The following is a 14,496-nucleotide window of genomic DNA, read 5'->3' as shown; positions in this document are numbered from 1 at the left end:
TTCCAGAAAGAGCTTGCCAGAACCGCGCCGCCCAGTCCATGATAACCTCCGTAATGATGGAAATGCCCGGTTCGGACGAGTGGTTCATGCGCCAAGCCATGAAAGAATCCAAAAAGGCCCTCGCAAAAGGGGAAGTGCCTGTTGGAGCCATTGTCGTGAAGGATGGCCGCGTGATTGGCCGGGGCTGGAACCAGGTGGAGACGCTCAAGGATGCCACGGCCCACGCGGAAATGATCGCCCTGACGGCGGCACAGGAAGCTTTGGGCGACTGGCGGCTGGAAGGCTGCACCCTGTATGTCACCAAGGAACCGTGCCCCATGTGCGCGGGCGCCATCGTCCATTGCCGTCCGGACCGCGTCGTTTTCGGCTGCCCGGATGCAAAAACCGGGGCTGCGGGAGGCTGGATCAATCTGCTGGATTCCAATCCTCCCCTGAACCACAAGTGCGAGGTGCGCCCCGGCGTATTGGGAGACGAGTGTCTGCTTCATCTTCAGGAGTTTTTCCGCGCGGCGCGGCGGGCGGCAAAAGAACGGAAAAAACTGTCCGCGTGTCCTCCCGCCCCTCCGGATGAAAACAGGGAATGCGGCCCGGAATAAAACACTTTGCATTTGCCAAAGCAGCAGAGTCACGGCAAGCTAGCGGGACTATGGAACGCCGGAACGATAATGAAACTGCGGAAGGGATGGAACGCAAGCCGTCATGGATCAAGGTGCGCCTGCCCAACGGCCGGGAATTCTGGGACGTCAAGCAGCTTGTGGAAGGCAAGAACCTCTTTACCGTCTGTGAAGAAGCACACTGCCCCAACCGTTATGAATGCTGGAACCAGGGTACGGCCACATTCATGATTGCCGGAGAACGGTGCACGCGCGCCTGCGGATTCTGCGCCACCCGCACGGCCAAGCCCGATCCGCTGGATCCGGAAGAACCACAGCACGTGGCGGAAGCCGTCGTGCACATGAAGCTGCGCCACGCCGTGATTACCATGGTCACCCGGGATGATTTGCCGGACGGCGCCGCCGCACATTTCGCCCAGGTGATTCGGGCCGTCAGAAAAGCCAGCCCTTCCACAATCATTGAAGTGCTAGCCTCGGACCTGAATGAAAAGCCTTCTTCCATCCAGACGCTGATGGCGGCCCGTCCGCATATTTTCGGACACAATCTGGAGACGGTGGAACGCCTCACGCCCATCGTCCGTTTCCGCGCCCAGTACCGGCGGTCCCTGCGCGTTCTCAAGATGGCGCTGGAGTGCGTGAACGGCAAGGTTTCTACCAAAAGCGGCATCATGCTGGGCCTGGGAGAGACGGAAGACGAGCTTTTCCGCTCCATGGACGATTTGCTGGAGCACGGCGTCACGGTCCTGACGCTGGGACAATACCTGCGCCCCTCCCGCAACCATCTGCCGGTGGTCAAATACGTCCATCCGGATGATTTCGCCCGGTATGAGGAAATTGCGCGCTCCAAAGGCTTCAGGCACGTGGCGTCCGGCCCACTGGTCCGCAGCTCCTACCATGCCGCCAATTTCACCCCGGAAGCGGATGTTCTGGAAGCCATTAACGAAGATTTGAGAAAGGCCGGCGAACTTTAGAATAAATCTTGATTTTTTACCCCTCCCCTTTTACCATCCGGGCAATTCCACGTCATTGAGAATCTCATGAGCAAAACACGTTCCTTCATCAAGGCAGGAGCCATTCTGGGCGGCACGGTCATCGTGACGGCGGCTGTCGCCCCCCTGTTCCTGCCGAACCAGAATGTCAAGCCACTGACGTCCGCCCAGGCGGCGGAAATCACCGCACAGACCATGAACGCCAAGTGTGCGGACTGCCACAGCCCCGGCACGCATATTTCCGAACTGGTCAATACTCTTTCCGGAGGCCTGCTGGCGCGCCATATCAGGGACGGGCAGCGCAGCTATAATATGGAAGAGCCTCCCACCGCCGTCACCCTTTCCAAGCTGGAGCATGTGCTTCAAATCAATTCCATGCCTCCCACTTCCTACACCATGGTGCACTGGGGCAGTACGCTCACTCTCCGGGAGAAAAACGCCATGCTCCAGTGGATCAAGGATGAGCGCCTGAAAATTTTCGGCGATATGGTAGGCGAGGAATACGCCCTTTCCCCTCTTGCCCCCATTCCGGACGCCCTCCCCGCAGATCCGGCCAAAGTGGCCCTGGGCTACAAGCTTTTCCATGACGTGCGCCTTTCCACGGACAATACCGTTTCCTGCGCTTCCTGCCATTCCCTGGAAAAAGCCGGGACGGACAACCTGCCCACCTCCACCGGAGTCCACGGCCAGAAAGGCGGCATCAACGCCCCTACCGTCTTCAATGCCGCTTTTCATGCCAAGCAATTTTGGGACGGACGCGCCGCCAACCTCCAGGAACAGGCCGGAGGGCCGCCCCTGAATCCGGTGGAAATGGGTTACGAACATCCGGATGACTGGAAGAAGATCGCTGCCAAGCTGGATCAGGACACCGCTTTTGCCGCAGAATTCAAAAAGGTTTACCCTCAGGGGTTCACCGGTGAAACCATCACGAATGCCATCGCGGAATATGAAAAGACCCTCATCACGCCGAACAGCCCGTTTGACCGTTACCTGAAAGGGGATAAAAACGCCATCAGTGAGAACGCCAAAAAGGGTTACAAGCTTTTCCTGAAGCTTGGCTGCCAAACCTGCCACACCGGTCCCGCCATGGGAGGACAGTCTTTTGAATACGCCGACCTTAAAGGCGATTTCTTTGCCGGACGCGCCAAAACCAATGACGATAACGGTCTGATGAATTTCTCCAAAAAGGAATCGGACAGGCACCGGTTCCGTGTTCCTACCCTCCGCAACGTGGAACTCACCTGGCCGTACATGCATGACGCCTCCGCACGGACGCTGGAGGAAGCCATTACGAAGATGTATCATTACCAGCTCGGTTACGACAAACTGGACAAGAAGGAGGTGAGACTTCTGGTAGCCTTCCTGAAGTCGCTCACCGGAGAATACAACGGTAAACCTGTCCGGGGCGAAGTTTGCCCCGCCTCCTGAATCTGAAGAAAAACTCCTTTTCCAGCCGCGCTGATGAACATTCATTAGCGCGGCTTTTTTGTATCTTCCTTCCGTGTCCTACGGCAGGCATTACCGGGGAATTTCCACCTTCTCTCCATTAACAAGAATTAGATTAAACTAATATATAATCAGTTCATATTAAATGAGCTTTGAATAAATGAAAGAAAGATAGCCGAATAATATCATTGACTTGTTAGTTTGATAAGACTAACTTTTTCCCGAACTTGATTCATACACGCACCATGCCACTCTCTATGCTCAACATCGGCGATATCCGCCAAGTCAACAAAATCCATGGCAGGGATGAAACCCGACGTTTTCTGGAAAGTCTGGGGTTCATTGCCGGGAGCGCGATTTCCATCGTTTCCGAAAACGGAGGCAATTTCATTGTCAACGTCAAAGGAGCCAGAATTGCCCTCAGCAAGGCGCTTGCCAGCAAAATATTCGTTGCCTGAGTTCTTTCATCCAACAATCAACCATTATTCTATGACCAAACAACGTACATTAAGAGACGCCCTCATCGGGGAAACCGTCACCGTCGGGAAACTGGCGGGGGAAGGCCCGGTCAGAAGGCGCATCATGGACATGGGAGTTACCAAGGGAACGCAGATATTCATCCGCAAAGTAGCCCCCCTGGGAGACCCTATTGAAGTTACTGTCCGCGGGTACGAACTCTCCATCCGCAAATCGGAAGCCGAAAATATCCACATCCATTGATTCCGCTTTTATTACCGCACGTTTCCTGACCTGACAGCAAGACGGCGCACTCATTCATCAAGACAAGGAAACCATTCATGAGCAACATTACCATCGCCCTGGCGGGCAACCCCAACTGCGGAAAAACCACGCTTTTTAACGCCCTGACAGGCGCCAGCCAATACGTCGGAAACTGGCCCGGCGTCACCGTGGAAAAAAAGGAAGGCCGCCTGAAAGGGCATAAAAATATCATCATTGAAGACCTTCCGGGCATTTATTCCCTTTCCCCTTATACTCTGGAGGAAATCGTCAGCCGGAATTACCTGGTCACGGACCACCCCTCCCTTATCCTGAATCTGGTTGACGGCAGCAACCTGGAACGCAATCTTTACCTCACCACCCAGCTTTGCGAACTGGGCGTTCCCGTCATTATCGCGCTGAACATGATGGACATTGTCCGGAAGCGCGGCGACAGGATCGACACGGAAAAACTTTCACGCGACCTCGGTTGCCGGGTGCTGGAAATCAGCGCTCTCAAGGGGACCGGCATCCGTGAACTGATAGACGCCGTGGTAACGACGGCTGCGTCGGACGACGTACGCCCCCCGCAGGCCGTCCACTTTCCGAACCACCTGGAAAAAGCCATCGGAGAAATTGGGGACATCATCACCGGCAAATGCCTGGACCAGCAGAAAAAATGGTTTGCCGTTAAAGTTTTCGAAAGAGACCGGAAAGTCGCGGACCAGCTCGCTCTCCATCCCGAGGAACAATCCCGCATCAACGGGATTATTGAAACCATGGAGCGGAAAATGGATGACGACAGCGAGTCCATTATCACCAATGAACGCTATAATTCCATTTCCCGCATCATCAACAATGCCGTCGTTAAAGCCAGCCCCGGCGGCCTGACGGGCAGCGACAGGATTGATCGCATCATCACCAACCGCTGGCTGGGCCTCCCCATTTTCGCCGTCGTCATGTGGGCTGTATATTACATCTCCATCCAGACGATAGGCGCCTGGGGTACGGACTGGGCCAATGATACATTCTTCGGGGAATGGGTTCCGGAATGGGTGGGAGGCCTGCTGGAAAGCGCCGACTGCGCCCCCTGGCTGGAAAGCCTGATCCAGGACGGCGTGATTGCCGGCGTGGGGGCCGTTCTGGGCTTCCTCCCGCAAATGGCGGTACTGTTCCTGTGCCTGGGCATATTGGAGGACTGCGGCTATATGGCCCGCGTAGCCTTTATCATGGACCGCATTTTCCGCAAATTCGGCCTTTCCGGAAAATCCTTTATCCCCATGCTTGTTTCCATGGGGTGCGGCGTTCCCGGAGTCATGGCGACCCGCACTATTGAGAACGAAAAGGACAGGCGCATGACCATCATGACCACCACGTTCATCCCCTGCGGGGCCAAAACCCCCATCATTGCCCTGATTGCCGGAGCCTTCTTCCCGGAAAATTCCTGGGTGGCACCGGGGGCCTATTTTATCGGGGTAGGAGCCATCATCCTTTCCGGCCTCATTCTGAAAAAGACCGCCATGTTCGCCGGGGATCCCACCCCCTTCGTCATGGAACTTCCCATTTACCACATCCCGGCCTGGAAGAACGTCATCATCCATGCATGGGACCGCTGCAAGGCTTTCGTGCAAAAAGCCGGAACCGTCATCTTCGTGTCCAGCGCCCTGATCTGGTTCCTTTCCAGCTATAACTGGAAGGTGGATTCCGTAGAGCAAAATGACAGCATGCTTGCCTCCATCGGCAATGCGGCCGCGCCTGTCTTCCAGCCTTTGGGCTGGGGGGAATGGAAACCCGCCATGGCTACCATCACCGGATTGATCGCCAAGGAAAACGTAGTCGGAACCTTCGGCGTCCTGTATGCGGACGGCGGTTCCGGAGAAGATGAGGCGGAAAAAACGGAGGAACCCTCCGAAACGCAGGAAATATCCCCCTCCGGCCAGGAGCTTCAGGCATCCCTGGAGGAAGGTTCCGAGGAATCCGCCGCTGAAGCGGAAGAAGATGATGAAATCAGGGAAACAGGGGACCGCCTTGTCCAGGCGGGAGCCTTCACGTTCCTGAGCGCTTTCTCCTTCATGATTTTTAATCTTCTCTGCGCCCCCTGCTTCGCGGCCATGGGAGCCATCAGAAGGGAAATGAACAGCGCCAAATGGACTTTCTTCGCCATCGGCTACATGTGCGCCCTGGCGTACTGCCTGGCTTTCCTGATCTACCAGCTGGGAGCATGGATTTATGCGGAAGCTTCCTTCGGCATCGGACAGGGTGTTGCCCTATTGCTCCTGCCGGGTCTTATTTACCTGGTGGCAAAGAAACCTTATACAGCCTCCAATGACTGCTGAACCCACCCCTTAATTCTATCTACTGACCAATATGGGAACATATATCATCGCCACCCTTCTTTTCCTGGCTCTGGCCTACGCGTTATACAAAATCCTCAGCAAGCGCGGAAATTGCTGCGGCAGCTGCAGCAATGACAGCGGCGGTTGTTGCGGCGGAAATTGCTGCGGCGGCCACCATCACGACCACGGAAAACGGGATTAGCCCCCGGCTCCGGTCATTCCTTCCAGAACCTGCAAACCGTTTTCCGCGGTTTGCAGGTTTTTTGCCGCGTCGCATGCCGCTCCTGTCACTTAATCCAGCCGTGCTGGTACGCCGCCATAACCGCAATTACCAGCGCAATGAACAGGAAAATGAACCACATCACATTGTGGCGGTGGCGGTATTCCACGGCCATCAGAGGTTCCCATTCCTTTTCCACAAAGGAAAAATCGTCTCCATTGGCAAAACGGTCGTAAAGCATTTCCAGTTCCTTTCCCGTCACCCCTTCCGGGGCGGCGAATACCGGCGGGCAGCAGGAATCCTCCTTGAATACGATTTCGCAATGGTACACGCCGTCCGCTTCCTTGTACGACTGGAGGCATGCACCGTCGCGGGCGCACACTACGTGGCCGGTCGTTCCTTCCTGCAAGCGGCGCAGAGCAGTATCACGGTCGGTCACTTCATCATTTGAAATTTCCCATTGAACCTTACTCATTCTGTCAGTTTAAGATAATTTCCGTTCAAGTCAATATGGTTTTAAACGCTTCGAGCCTCGGAAACGTTACGGTTTCCATCCATCTTCTGGCGTGGCAAAAAACCTGCTTTTCCGGGAACGGCGGCAGGGAGCCTTATCTTCATCTGACGGTATTTTATGACAGCCCCGGAAGACTGAGGGCCATTCCAAGAGCCGGCATGGATTGCCGGTCAGATCAGCCGGCAGACGTCAATCAAGGGAGGACAAACGCTCCGTAATCAAATAAGCAGCGCCGCATCCTCTACCTGATTGAGAATGCGGCGCTGCCGCCAGGTCATGCAGACCCCTTCTATATCTTTTCCACGCAGGATTCCGCTCACTGCATGGAGACAGATAAGGAAGATTTAATATGACTGCGTTTTCATCAAATTCCGGCCATGCCCAATCCAGGAGAAAAGGCGGCCGCGTCCAAAATCAGCTGGTCAGAAAGAAAAGACAGCCTGAACGCCCCAGAGAATATTCTCGCTGGAAGCGCTGTAAGCCGGATTCGCAATGTACTGGAAATGCGGAACAACCTTGAAGTAATCATTCACCTGGAAGCTGTACATGACTTCCAACACTTGTTCGCGGTTATGCTCAGCGCGCTCTCCGTCACAGGGAGTCTGCCCTTTGAACACACCGTAGGAAATGCCCAGGAAGTCATCTTCACGGGAAGGGAAGAGCTTAACGTTGGCTCCCACGGAGAATTCAGCGGAATTGCTCAAGTATTGTTTGGCGGCAAACCCGGCTCGCGAGTAAATGGTCAAAGGCTCGCAGGGGGTATATTCAATGCTCGCGACAAGTCCGGCATTTTGGCGGCGGCGTTCCCCGGTCCCGTCATCCATGTCCACATCCGTACTGGCATAGAACGGATTGACGCGGAGAGTCGCAGCGCCGTCGGCAAAAATATGGCCGTATTCGCCAACCACGGCATAACCATCGCCATGATCGGAATTAAAGGGGTTGTATCCGGAATCGCATCCCGTGCGGGAAACGGCAACCATCATGTAATTATTGCGGTTGAGTTCAACTTGCAGAATACCGCCAACATTGCTGTCCGCCAAAGGAAGAATAGTGGAGTTCACAAACCCGTCATTGGTGAAAGAAGAGAAAGAATCATTGGCGATGCTGACAGCATCAAAGTAGTTGGTCAGGTTCACCATACCTGCGATGAGGCAGGCACGCTTCCCCGCAAAGTATTGCATCAGGGCCACTTCAGGAAATATCCCTTCATGAGGTCCCATCGCGTCAGCGTGCAAGCCGGAAGCCGTGGCATAGGCTTCAGTGAAAAATGTATCGCTCTGGGCGGATTCGCGATCCAGCCCCCATGAGCCGGAAAATTCCACACGCAACCAGGTTCCCCCGTTGGCCTTGTCTTCAATAAGACGCTGATTGAGCTGGGCATGAAGAAGAGCCAGGTTGGTATGGCGCTTAACATTGGAAACCTTTTCCGTATTCCAAAGTCCGTAGGCCATATCCACAGCCCATTGGGCGCCGTACTTATCATTGGCCTTCACTTTGTAGGCAGGATCGTCTTCTTCCGGGGTAAACATGTTGATACCCTGTAAAATATCACCAATAGCAGGGGTGCTGTCTTGAGCGATTACAGGAAGAGCCATGAGGCTCGTCAACGCCATTGCCATTATGTTATGCTTCTTCATAGAAAACGGTTAGTCTTATTGTTGGATATTTGTGGAATAATGATTGTATTATTGATCCAAGGCGGCGGAGAGGGGGCGCTTTTCTTTACAGGGAAAGTGCTCCGCTTCCGTTCTGCCGGGATTGCTCTTTCACAGCTCTGCCGCATGCCCCCATACAGAACTCACAGTCTCCGCAAAGCAGACGGTATCTGGGACGCCGGATGAGCAGCCCGGCCAGTTTCCTGTACCGGCAGATCCGGCGGAAGAAACGGCGAAGTCCTGTATGAGCCAAGTTCATGCAACACGGCAAAGTTAGATTGAACTAACTATTCGGTCAACACTTTTTCTTCCCGATTCCCTTGACCGGCTCCGGCCATCACCACAACGATTTATTATATTTTACTTATTATCAATATACTAAAAATATTCTTACACCCATCAAAAAAAATTAGTTCCCACTAATTTAACTCAACATAAACGTCGAGAAAACGCATAGAAAATGCAGACTGGATTGGATATAATCCCATCCTGCCGGAAGAAAAGCGGCTGCATGCCGTCAAGGCCGGATGAACCCAATCAACATAATGACCATGAGTTACATGAACGACAAGGACCTATGAGGGGGTGTCGGAGTAATAATCGCCGCCATTAATGCGAAAGCAGTGAAAAGTCCCGCTGCCCGGAAACGGGCCGTTCAGAGCATGTTGAAAGCCATGAACATCCAGCGGGAGGCCACAGAGAAACTGGCAAACATCCGGGAAGAAACCAGCCCCAGGCCATTCTCCGCACGCCGGACAAACTCAGGCCGGAAACGCTCCGCAGCCACGAACCGGAAGAACGCGAGAAGTCCGGAAAAACGGCCCGGCCCTTGTTTCTCCGCATAGCAGGGAAAGTTTCCTCTCTTCTGTTTTTCAAGGTGTTTCCGCCGCCTCCGCTTAGAATGGCTAAAGCATTCCGGATTACGGTTCCTGTTTACGGCGCGGAGCAGCCGGCCGGGGAAGCGGGCTGCCCCATGTATTCTATACCCCTCTCTCTCTGCAACGTTCCGTCAGAATCCGGAAACGGGAGATTTCCTCCAGCGTCATGATATGTTCAATGCAGCAGGCCACTTCATCGGCGCGTTTTTCCTCCATCTTCAGCACTGTCATAAGGAACTCCTTCACCATGGTATGGCAGGAAATGACCCGGTCGGCGTAATAACGGCCTTCCCCGGTCAGGGCAATGGGAGAATACTGCGTGTATTCCACCAGGCCGCGTTCCTTCAACTGCTTCATGGCCAGTGAAGCGGAAGGCTTTTTCACATTCAGGGCTTCCGCAATCTCCCCTACGGTGGCGCACCCCTTTTCCAACTCAATGTTGCGGACAGCCTCAATATAATCCTCCAGACTGTTGCTCAACTCCGGAGTGGGGAATTTTTTGTGCATCATGGTTGACTCTTATTAGGTTTGACTAACAAAAAAACAATAGCCAAGGATCTGTCCAAGTCAATCTCTTCCTGGAAAATATTAGATCAACCAAACTTTTTTCTTGCAAGAATAGTTAGTGCGCACTAACTTTGATTCATGATCAGCCCCGATTCGGAAAGAAACAGTGAAAGAAAGCGCTCCGGCGGCGCATCCGCCAGAACGGAGTCCTTCTTCTCCAGATTTTTTTCCTCCCCGCGCCCCTGCTGCTGTCGGGGCTGCGCCCTGAAAAGCTCCGGGAAAAACTGTCCCGCCAGCCGCAAGGGGAAACAGGCGCGGTCAAATTCTATGGGGAACGCGTCCACAAACTGTATGGACTAGTCATTCGGTGCTCTAACACATTATCGCCTAAACACGGACGCGTTCCCCTCACCTTTTTCTCCGGGGAAGACATCAATCAGCGGAGGATTGCCGCCGGACCGTCATATCCCCCGGGCGTATAACTGCGTATGGAGACGCCCCCCTCCGGCGTCACGTCCGCCGCCCAGCACTTGGCATGGCGGAAACAGGCGCCCAGGTTGACGTTCAGCCGCCTCCCCTTTTTCCCGCTCACCGCCCGGCGGTGAAGATGGCCGAAAATGACGACTTCCGCTTCCGGGAAAAAACAGTCCGCAAATTTCCTCATGCGCCGCATCATCGTCAGCCATGCCAGAAGAATCCGCGCGGGCCGTTCCGGCGGCCAGGCAGAATGAGCCAAAAAACGCACCAGCTTATTTTGATGTGCTCCGGGACGCGTGTAAACAGGCGGCACCAGCACGCTCATGGCACGCGCCAGCTCCAGCCGCCGCAGCAAATCCGCATCCGCCTCCGGGAACGCGGCAATCAGTTCGCGGGAAATCTGCTTGTTTTTCAAATATTCCCATCCCCACGGGGCCACCTCCCTGAACAGCGCATGGCCGTGCAAAGCGCAGATGCGCCCGCCCTGCAATTTCAGCAGTCCGGCTTTCTCGTCCGGATCATGGTTGCCGGCCAGCAGAACGGGCTGTACCCCGGCAGCCCGGCACATCCGCAGGAAACGGGCCCGTTTTTCCAAACCTTCCTCCCGGCAGGGGCCTTCACGGGTTTCACTGAGGTCGCCGCACACCACCAGATGGGAACACCCCTCCAGAAGAAACTCCAGCTCTTCCGGCTCCCGCACCAGCGCCTTGGCATGGCCGAAATGAATGTCTGAGATAAATCTGGCGCGGTCCCCCGGAGCAAGAGCAAGTTCCTGAATCATAAAGACGAGGGAGGAAGAAAAACAGTCATGGAATCAGGAACGCTGCCGCACCATTTCATACAGGCATACGCCCGTAGCCACAGATACGTTCAGGCACGGAATGCTTCCCTTCATGGGAATCCTCAGCAGGAAATCGCAGTTCTCTTCCGTCAGCCTCCTCATTCCTTCCCCTTCCGCTCCCATCACCAGAGCGGCCGGCCCCGTGAAGTCCGTTTCATACAGGCCGCGGTCTCCCTTGTCCGATGTGCCGAATATCCAGATGCCGCGGCTCTGGAGCTGCTTCATGGTACGCGCCAGATTGGTCACCTGAATAAAAGGCACCTTCTCCGCAGCGCCTACGGAAACGCGCAGCACCGTCTCCGTAATGCCCACGGATTTGTCCCGTGGGGCGATGACGGCATCCACTCCCGCGCCGTCCGCCGTCCGCAGGATGGCTCCCAGGTTATGGGGGTCCTGCACGCAGTCCAGAATCAGCAGCAGAGGGTTGGGGGATTTGTCCAGAATCCCGTCCAGCGCCTCCTCTCCCAGCGCCTTCACGGCAATTTTGGACGGCGCGCTGCGCACATGCTTGTTCCGGCGCGCTTCCTGTTCGTTCCCTTGGGGTCTCATGCCCATCAATTAGCGTGTTTTACGCTTCTTTTCCAGACAAATATGCCCCGCCGCCCCATCATTGGGCGTGACTTGGCGGCCCGCATCATGGTATAATGCCGTACCATTCAAGATGAAGACGAGCGACTTTTTAGTCATTGGGGCAGGTGTTGCCGGATTGAGTTTCGCCTTGAGAGCGGCGGAACACGGCAAAGTTGCAGTCATTACAAAAGGCAAATTTCTGGATTGCAGTTCCGCCAAGGCGCAGGGCGGCATCGCCGCCGTATGGGACCGCAACGATTCCTTTGAAGACCATGTCGCGGATACGCTGGACGCCGGAGCGGGCCTCTGCAACGAACAGGCCGTGCGCACTATCGTGGAGGAAGGTCCGGACGCCATCCGGGAACTGCTGGAATGGGGGGTGAATTTCGACTCCGGCAATCAGGGAGAGGATTACGAACTGGCCAGAGAGGGCGGCCACACCAAGAGGCGCATCCTCCACGCCAAAGACGCCACCGGACTGGAAATTACCTCCAAACTTCTGGAGGCGGCCAAGCTTCACCCCAACATCGAACTTCTGGAAGACCATTTCGCCATTGACCTGATTACGACCACCAAGCTGGGCCTCGTCACGGAAGACCGCGTGCTGGGGGCCTATGTGCTGGACCGCGTCTCCGGAGAAGTGGAAATCTTCCGGTCGGACCGCGTGCTGCTCGCCACCGGCGGCTGCGGGCGCGTCTACCTGTACACCACCAATAATGATTCCGCTACGGGGGACGGCGTAGCCATGGCCTGGCGGGCGGGAGCCACCATCGCCAACATGGAATTCGTGCAGTTCCACCCCACCTGTTTCTTCAACACCCGGGCGGAAGGCGCGGAAGCGCGCTCCTTCCTCATCTCCGAAGCCGTGCGCGGGGAAGGCGGCGTGCTGATAGGCGCGGACGGGAAGGAATTCATGCACAAGTACGACCCCCGCAAATCCCTGGCCCCGCGCGACATCACCGCCCGCGCCGTAGACTCGGAAATGAAGAGGACGGGCAGCATGTGCGTTTATCTGGATATCTCCCACAAGCCGGAAGGGTTCGTCCGGGAACGTTTTCCCCTGATTTACGAGACATGCAACCGCTACGGCGTCGATCCCGCCAGGGAACCTATCCCCGTTGTTCCCGCAGCGCATTTCCAGTGCGGCGGCGTGCTGACGGACGTCAACGGCCAGACCAGCCTGGACGGCCTTTACGCCGCAGGGGAAACCGGCTGCACCGGCCTTCACGGCGCCAACCGGCTGGCTTCCAATTCCCTGCTGGAATGCGTGGTGGTCGCCAAAAGGGCGCTGAATTCCATGCTTTCCCTGCATCCCCTGAGAAAGGATTCCCCCACTTCTTACGACATCCCCGCCTGGCACCATGGAGATACGGCCCTTCCTGACGAACTTTCCGTCATCTATCATAACTGGGATGAAATCCGCCGCCTGATGTGGGATTACGTCTCCATTGTGCGGACCAATAAAAGGCTGGACCGCGCAGCCACGCGGCTCCGGATGCTGCACCGGGAGGTAAAGGACTTCTACTGGGGATACCGCATTACGCCGGACATCCTGGAATTGCGCAATCTGGTGGCGGTGGCCTCCCTGATCGTGGACTGCGCCATGCGCCGCAATGAAAGCCGCGGCCTCCATTTCAATACGGATTATCCCGGCAAGCTGGACCACCGCTTCGTCACCCAACTGCACCGATGGTAAACTACCGGCAGCGTCAACAGGCATTACGGAAGGGGTCCTCCGGGAGCCACCTCCCGTCCGCATGCCTGCTCGCACTGCTGGTTCTGGTCCCTGCAGGGACCGCCAGGGCGGACATCCAGACAGGGCGGAGCGCCACACGCGCCCTGGCGGATAGCCCCGGACGGCCCAAAGGGCCCGCCATCATCACCCCAACGCAACGGGACCCCCTGCCCCGGGTCATCGTCAAGTCGCCCGCGGCAGCAGAGGGAGGAAAGCGGCCGGCACCCCGCATCCTTCCCAGGACGTCCAGGCAAAGCCCCGGCACCTATCCCTGGCGGCTCAACATTACCGCCACGGTCTTCTGGGTGGGGGAAGAACCCACGGAGCGCAATCCTGTAGCCAACCACAAAAGTTCGTGGGATTCCGCATGGCGGGAAAACTTCGGCGGCTTCGACAACCCGGATCCCGTTTGCCGCACGATGGACTTCCGGCCGAAAACATTCATCCCCCGGCAAAATCCCTTTTACGTGGCGCTTCCTTATAATGACGTTTCCAAGGGGGAACATAAGGCGGAGGCGTCGCGGGTCATCCCGTGGTTCCGCCGTGAATACACGGGAAAAGGGCAATCCGTCTGCAAGGGCAGATGGGTGCAAATCGTTTACAACAAGCGTTCCTGTTTTGCCCAATGGGAAGACTGCGGCCCCTTTACCACGGAAGACTGGCCCTACGTCTTTGGCAACAAGCCCCCCGTCAACACCCAGAACAAAGGGGCGGGCATTGACATCTCCCCTGCCGTACGCGACTATCTGGGCATTACCGGGGGAACAGCCCTTGTCCACTGGCGCTTTGTGGAATTTTACCGTATTCCGCGCGGCCCGTGGTCCAAATACGGGGATAACAATCCCTTTGTCAATTCCGGGCTGGGAGCCGGGAAAAAATCCCTCCAGTCACGGGAAGACCGCCTGCGCCGGCAGCAGGAAGCCATCCAAAGGGAGCTATTGAAGGATCCCGCAAAACTCAGAAGGGAACTCCAGGGATAACCCCTGTTTCGCCG

The 14,496-nt window shown here is 56.0% G+C and carries 15 protein-coding genes; 9 read left to right on the top strand and 6 right to left on the bottom strand.

Annotated elements, in window-relative coordinates; translation table 11 throughout:
• The first annotated feature begins 38 nt into the window (after positions 1-38).
• The 7 genes from tadA to B3075_RS10260 all read left to right on the top strand — a co-directional run bounded on the left by tadA (position 39) and on the right by B3075_RS10260 (position 6,304).
• Positions 39-596, top strand: coding sequence for a tRNA adenosine(34) deaminase TadA (gene tadA, locus B3075_RS10290; protein WP_290488872.1), 558 nt, complete (start codon positions 39-41; stop codon positions 594-596).
• A gap of 50 nt (positions 597-646) precedes the next feature.
• The gene (gene lipA / locus B3075_RS10285) at positions 647-1,585 is read left to right on the top strand and encodes a lipoyl synthase (RefSeq protein WP_094137355.1); all 939 of its coding nucleotides are present in this window, start codon (positions 647-649) and stop codon (positions 1,583-1,585) included.
• 66 nt (positions 1,586-1,651) lie between these two features.
• Positions 1,652-3,031 carry a cytochrome c peroxidase gene (locus B3075_RS10280; RefSeq protein WP_290488869.1) on the top strand — a complete coding sequence of 460 codons (1,380 nt, stop codon included), beginning with the start codon at positions 1,652-1,654 and terminating at the stop codon, positions 3,029-3,031.
• A gap of 263 nt (positions 3,032-3,294) precedes the next feature.
• The gene (locus B3075_RS10275; RefSeq protein WP_094137379.1) at positions 3,295-3,507 is read left to right on the top strand and encodes a FeoA family protein; all 213 of its coding nucleotides are present in this window, start codon (positions 3,295-3,297) and stop codon (positions 3,505-3,507) included.
• Positions 3,508-3,538: 31 nt separating this feature from the next.
• A complete protein-coding gene (locus B3075_RS10270) occupies positions 3,539-3,769 on the top strand; it encodes a FeoA family protein (RefSeq protein WP_290488867.1) in 231 nt (76 codons plus the stop codon).
• A 77-nt stretch (positions 3,770-3,846) separates the two neighbouring features.
• The gene (feoB, locus tag B3075_RS10265) at positions 3,847-6,102 is read left to right on the top strand and encodes a ferrous iron transport protein B (RefSeq protein WP_290488865.1); all 2,256 of its coding nucleotides are present in this window, start codon (positions 3,847-3,849) and stop codon (positions 6,100-6,102) included.
• A 31-nt stretch (positions 6,103-6,133) separates the two neighbouring features.
• Positions 6,134-6,304 (top strand): FeoB-associated Cys-rich membrane protein, encoded by a 171-nt coding sequence (locus B3075_RS10260; protein ID WP_290488863.1) that lies wholly within the window; start codon positions 6,134-6,136, stop codon positions 6,302-6,304.
• 85 nt (positions 6,305-6,389) lie between these two features.
• On the opposite strand, the gene B3075_RS10255 is transcribed toward B3075_RS10260, so the two are convergent.
• From B3075_RS10255 to rlmB, 6 genes are all read right to left on the bottom strand, one after another.
• On the bottom strand, positions 6,390-6,797 hold the full coding sequence (locus B3075_RS10255) for a hypothetical protein (RefSeq protein WP_094137351.1): 408 nt from the start codon (positions 6,795-6,797) through the stop codon (positions 6,390-6,392).
• 461 nt (positions 6,798-7,258) lie between these two features.
• Positions 7,259-8,434 carry a carbohydrate porin gene (locus B3075_RS10250; protein WP_290488860.1) on the bottom strand — a complete coding sequence of 392 codons (1,176 nt, stop codon included), beginning with the start codon at positions 8,432-8,434 and terminating at the stop codon, positions 7,259-7,261.
• A 1,040-nt stretch (positions 8,435-9,474) separates the two neighbouring features.
• Positions 9,475-9,882: a metal-dependent transcriptional regulator gene (locus B3075_RS10245; RefSeq protein ID WP_290488858.1), complete on the bottom strand. Its 408-nt coding sequence runs from the start codon at positions 9,880-9,882 to the stop codon at positions 9,475-9,477.
• 122 nt (positions 9,883-10,004) lie between these two features.
• The gene (locus B3075_RS10240; protein WP_290492091.1) at positions 10,005-10,223 is read right to left on the bottom strand and encodes a hypothetical protein; all 219 of its coding nucleotides are present in this window, start codon (positions 10,221-10,223) and stop codon (positions 10,005-10,007) included.
• Positions 10,224-10,315: 92 nt separating this feature from the next.
• Entirely contained in the window at positions 10,316-11,137 is an 822-nt protein-coding gene (locus tag B3075_RS10235; protein ID WP_290488857.1) for a metallophosphoesterase, read from the bottom strand.
• A gap of 33 nt (positions 11,138-11,170) precedes the next feature.
• Positions 11,171-11,752, bottom strand: coding sequence for a 23S rRNA (guanosine(2251)-2'-O)-methyltransferase RlmB (gene rlmB / locus B3075_RS10230; RefSeq protein ID WP_094137344.1), 582 nt, complete (start codon positions 11,750-11,752; stop codon positions 11,171-11,173).
• A gap of 106 nt (positions 11,753-11,858) precedes the next feature.
• Here rlmB and nadB point away from each other — a divergent pair, with 106 nt between their 5' ends.
• Both nadB and B3075_RS10220 read left to right on the top strand, forming a co-directional pair.
• Positions 11,859-13,463: an L-aspartate oxidase gene (nadB, locus tag B3075_RS10225; protein WP_094137343.1), complete on the top strand. Its 1,605-nt coding sequence runs from the start codon at positions 11,859-11,861 to the stop codon at positions 13,461-13,463.
• Positions 13,457-14,482: a hypothetical protein gene (locus B3075_RS10220; protein ID WP_290488854.1), complete on the top strand. Its 1,026-nt coding sequence runs from the start codon at positions 13,457-13,459 to the stop codon at positions 14,480-14,482. Before nadB ends, B3075_RS10220 begins: the two co-directional genes overlap by 7 nt.
• Positions 14,483-14,496: the final 14 nt, after the last annotated feature.

Source organism: Akkermansia sp. UBA7090, from assembly GCF_002493465.1.
Taxonomy (GTDB): Bacteria; Verrucomicrobiota; Verrucomicrobiia; order Verrucomicrobiales; family Akkermansiaceae; genus Akkermansia; species Akkermansia muciniphila_A.
The sequence above is the reverse complement of the archived record's forward strand: the minus strand, read 5'-3'. Positions and strand labels throughout refer to the sequence as shown.

Excerpts from the sequence above, each read along its gene's own strand:
- tadA (WP_290488872.1), top strand. The coding sequence starts at position 39 with ATGATAACCTCCGTAATGATGGAAATGCCCGGTTCGGACGAGTGGTTC.
- lipA (WP_094137355.1), top strand. The coding sequence starts at position 647 with ATGGAACGCCGGAACGATAATGAAACTGCGGAAGGGATGGAACGCAAG.
- B3075_RS10280 (WP_290488869.1), top strand. The coding sequence starts at position 1,652 with ATGAGCAAAACACGTTCCTTCATCAAGGCAGGAGCCATTCTGGGCGGC.
- B3075_RS10275 (WP_094137379.1), top strand. The coding sequence starts at position 3,295 with ATGCCACTCTCTATGCTCAACATCGGCGATATCCGCCAAGTCAACAAA.
- B3075_RS10270 (WP_290488867.1), top strand. The coding sequence starts at position 3,539 with ATGACCAAACAACGTACATTAAGAGACGCCCTCATCGGGGAAACCGTC.
- feoB (WP_290488865.1), top strand. The coding sequence starts at position 3,847 with ATGAGCAACATTACCATCGCCCTGGCGGGCAACCCCAACTGCGGAAAA.
- B3075_RS10260 (WP_290488863.1), top strand. The coding sequence starts at position 6,134 with ATGGGAACATATATCATCGCCACCCTTCTTTTCCTGGCTCTGGCCTAC.
- B3075_RS10255 (WP_094137351.1), bottom strand. The coding sequence starts at position 6,797 with ATGAGTAAGGTTCAATGGGAAATTTCAAATGATGAAGTGACCGACCGT.
- B3075_RS10250 (WP_290488860.1), bottom strand. The coding sequence starts at position 8,434 with ATGGCTCTTCCTGTAATCGCTCAAGACAGCACCCCTGCTATTGGTGAT.
- B3075_RS10245 (WP_290488858.1), bottom strand. The coding sequence starts at position 9,882 with ATGATGCACAAAAAATTCCCCACTCCGGAGTTGAGCAACAGTCTGGAG.
- B3075_RS10235 (WP_290488857.1), bottom strand. The coding sequence starts at position 11,137 with ATGATTCAGGAACTTGCTCTTGCTCCGGGGGACCGCGCCAGATTTATC.
- rlmB (WP_094137344.1), bottom strand. The coding sequence starts at position 11,752 with ATGGGCATGAGACCCCAAGGGAACGAACAGGAAGCGCGCCGGAACAAG.
- nadB (WP_094137343.1), top strand. The coding sequence starts at position 11,859 with ATGAAGACGAGCGACTTTTTAGTCATTGGGGCAGGTGTTGCCGGATTG.
- B3075_RS10220 (WP_290488854.1), top strand. The coding sequence starts at position 13,457 with ATGGTAAACTACCGGCAGCGTCAACAGGCATTACGGAAGGGGTCCTCC.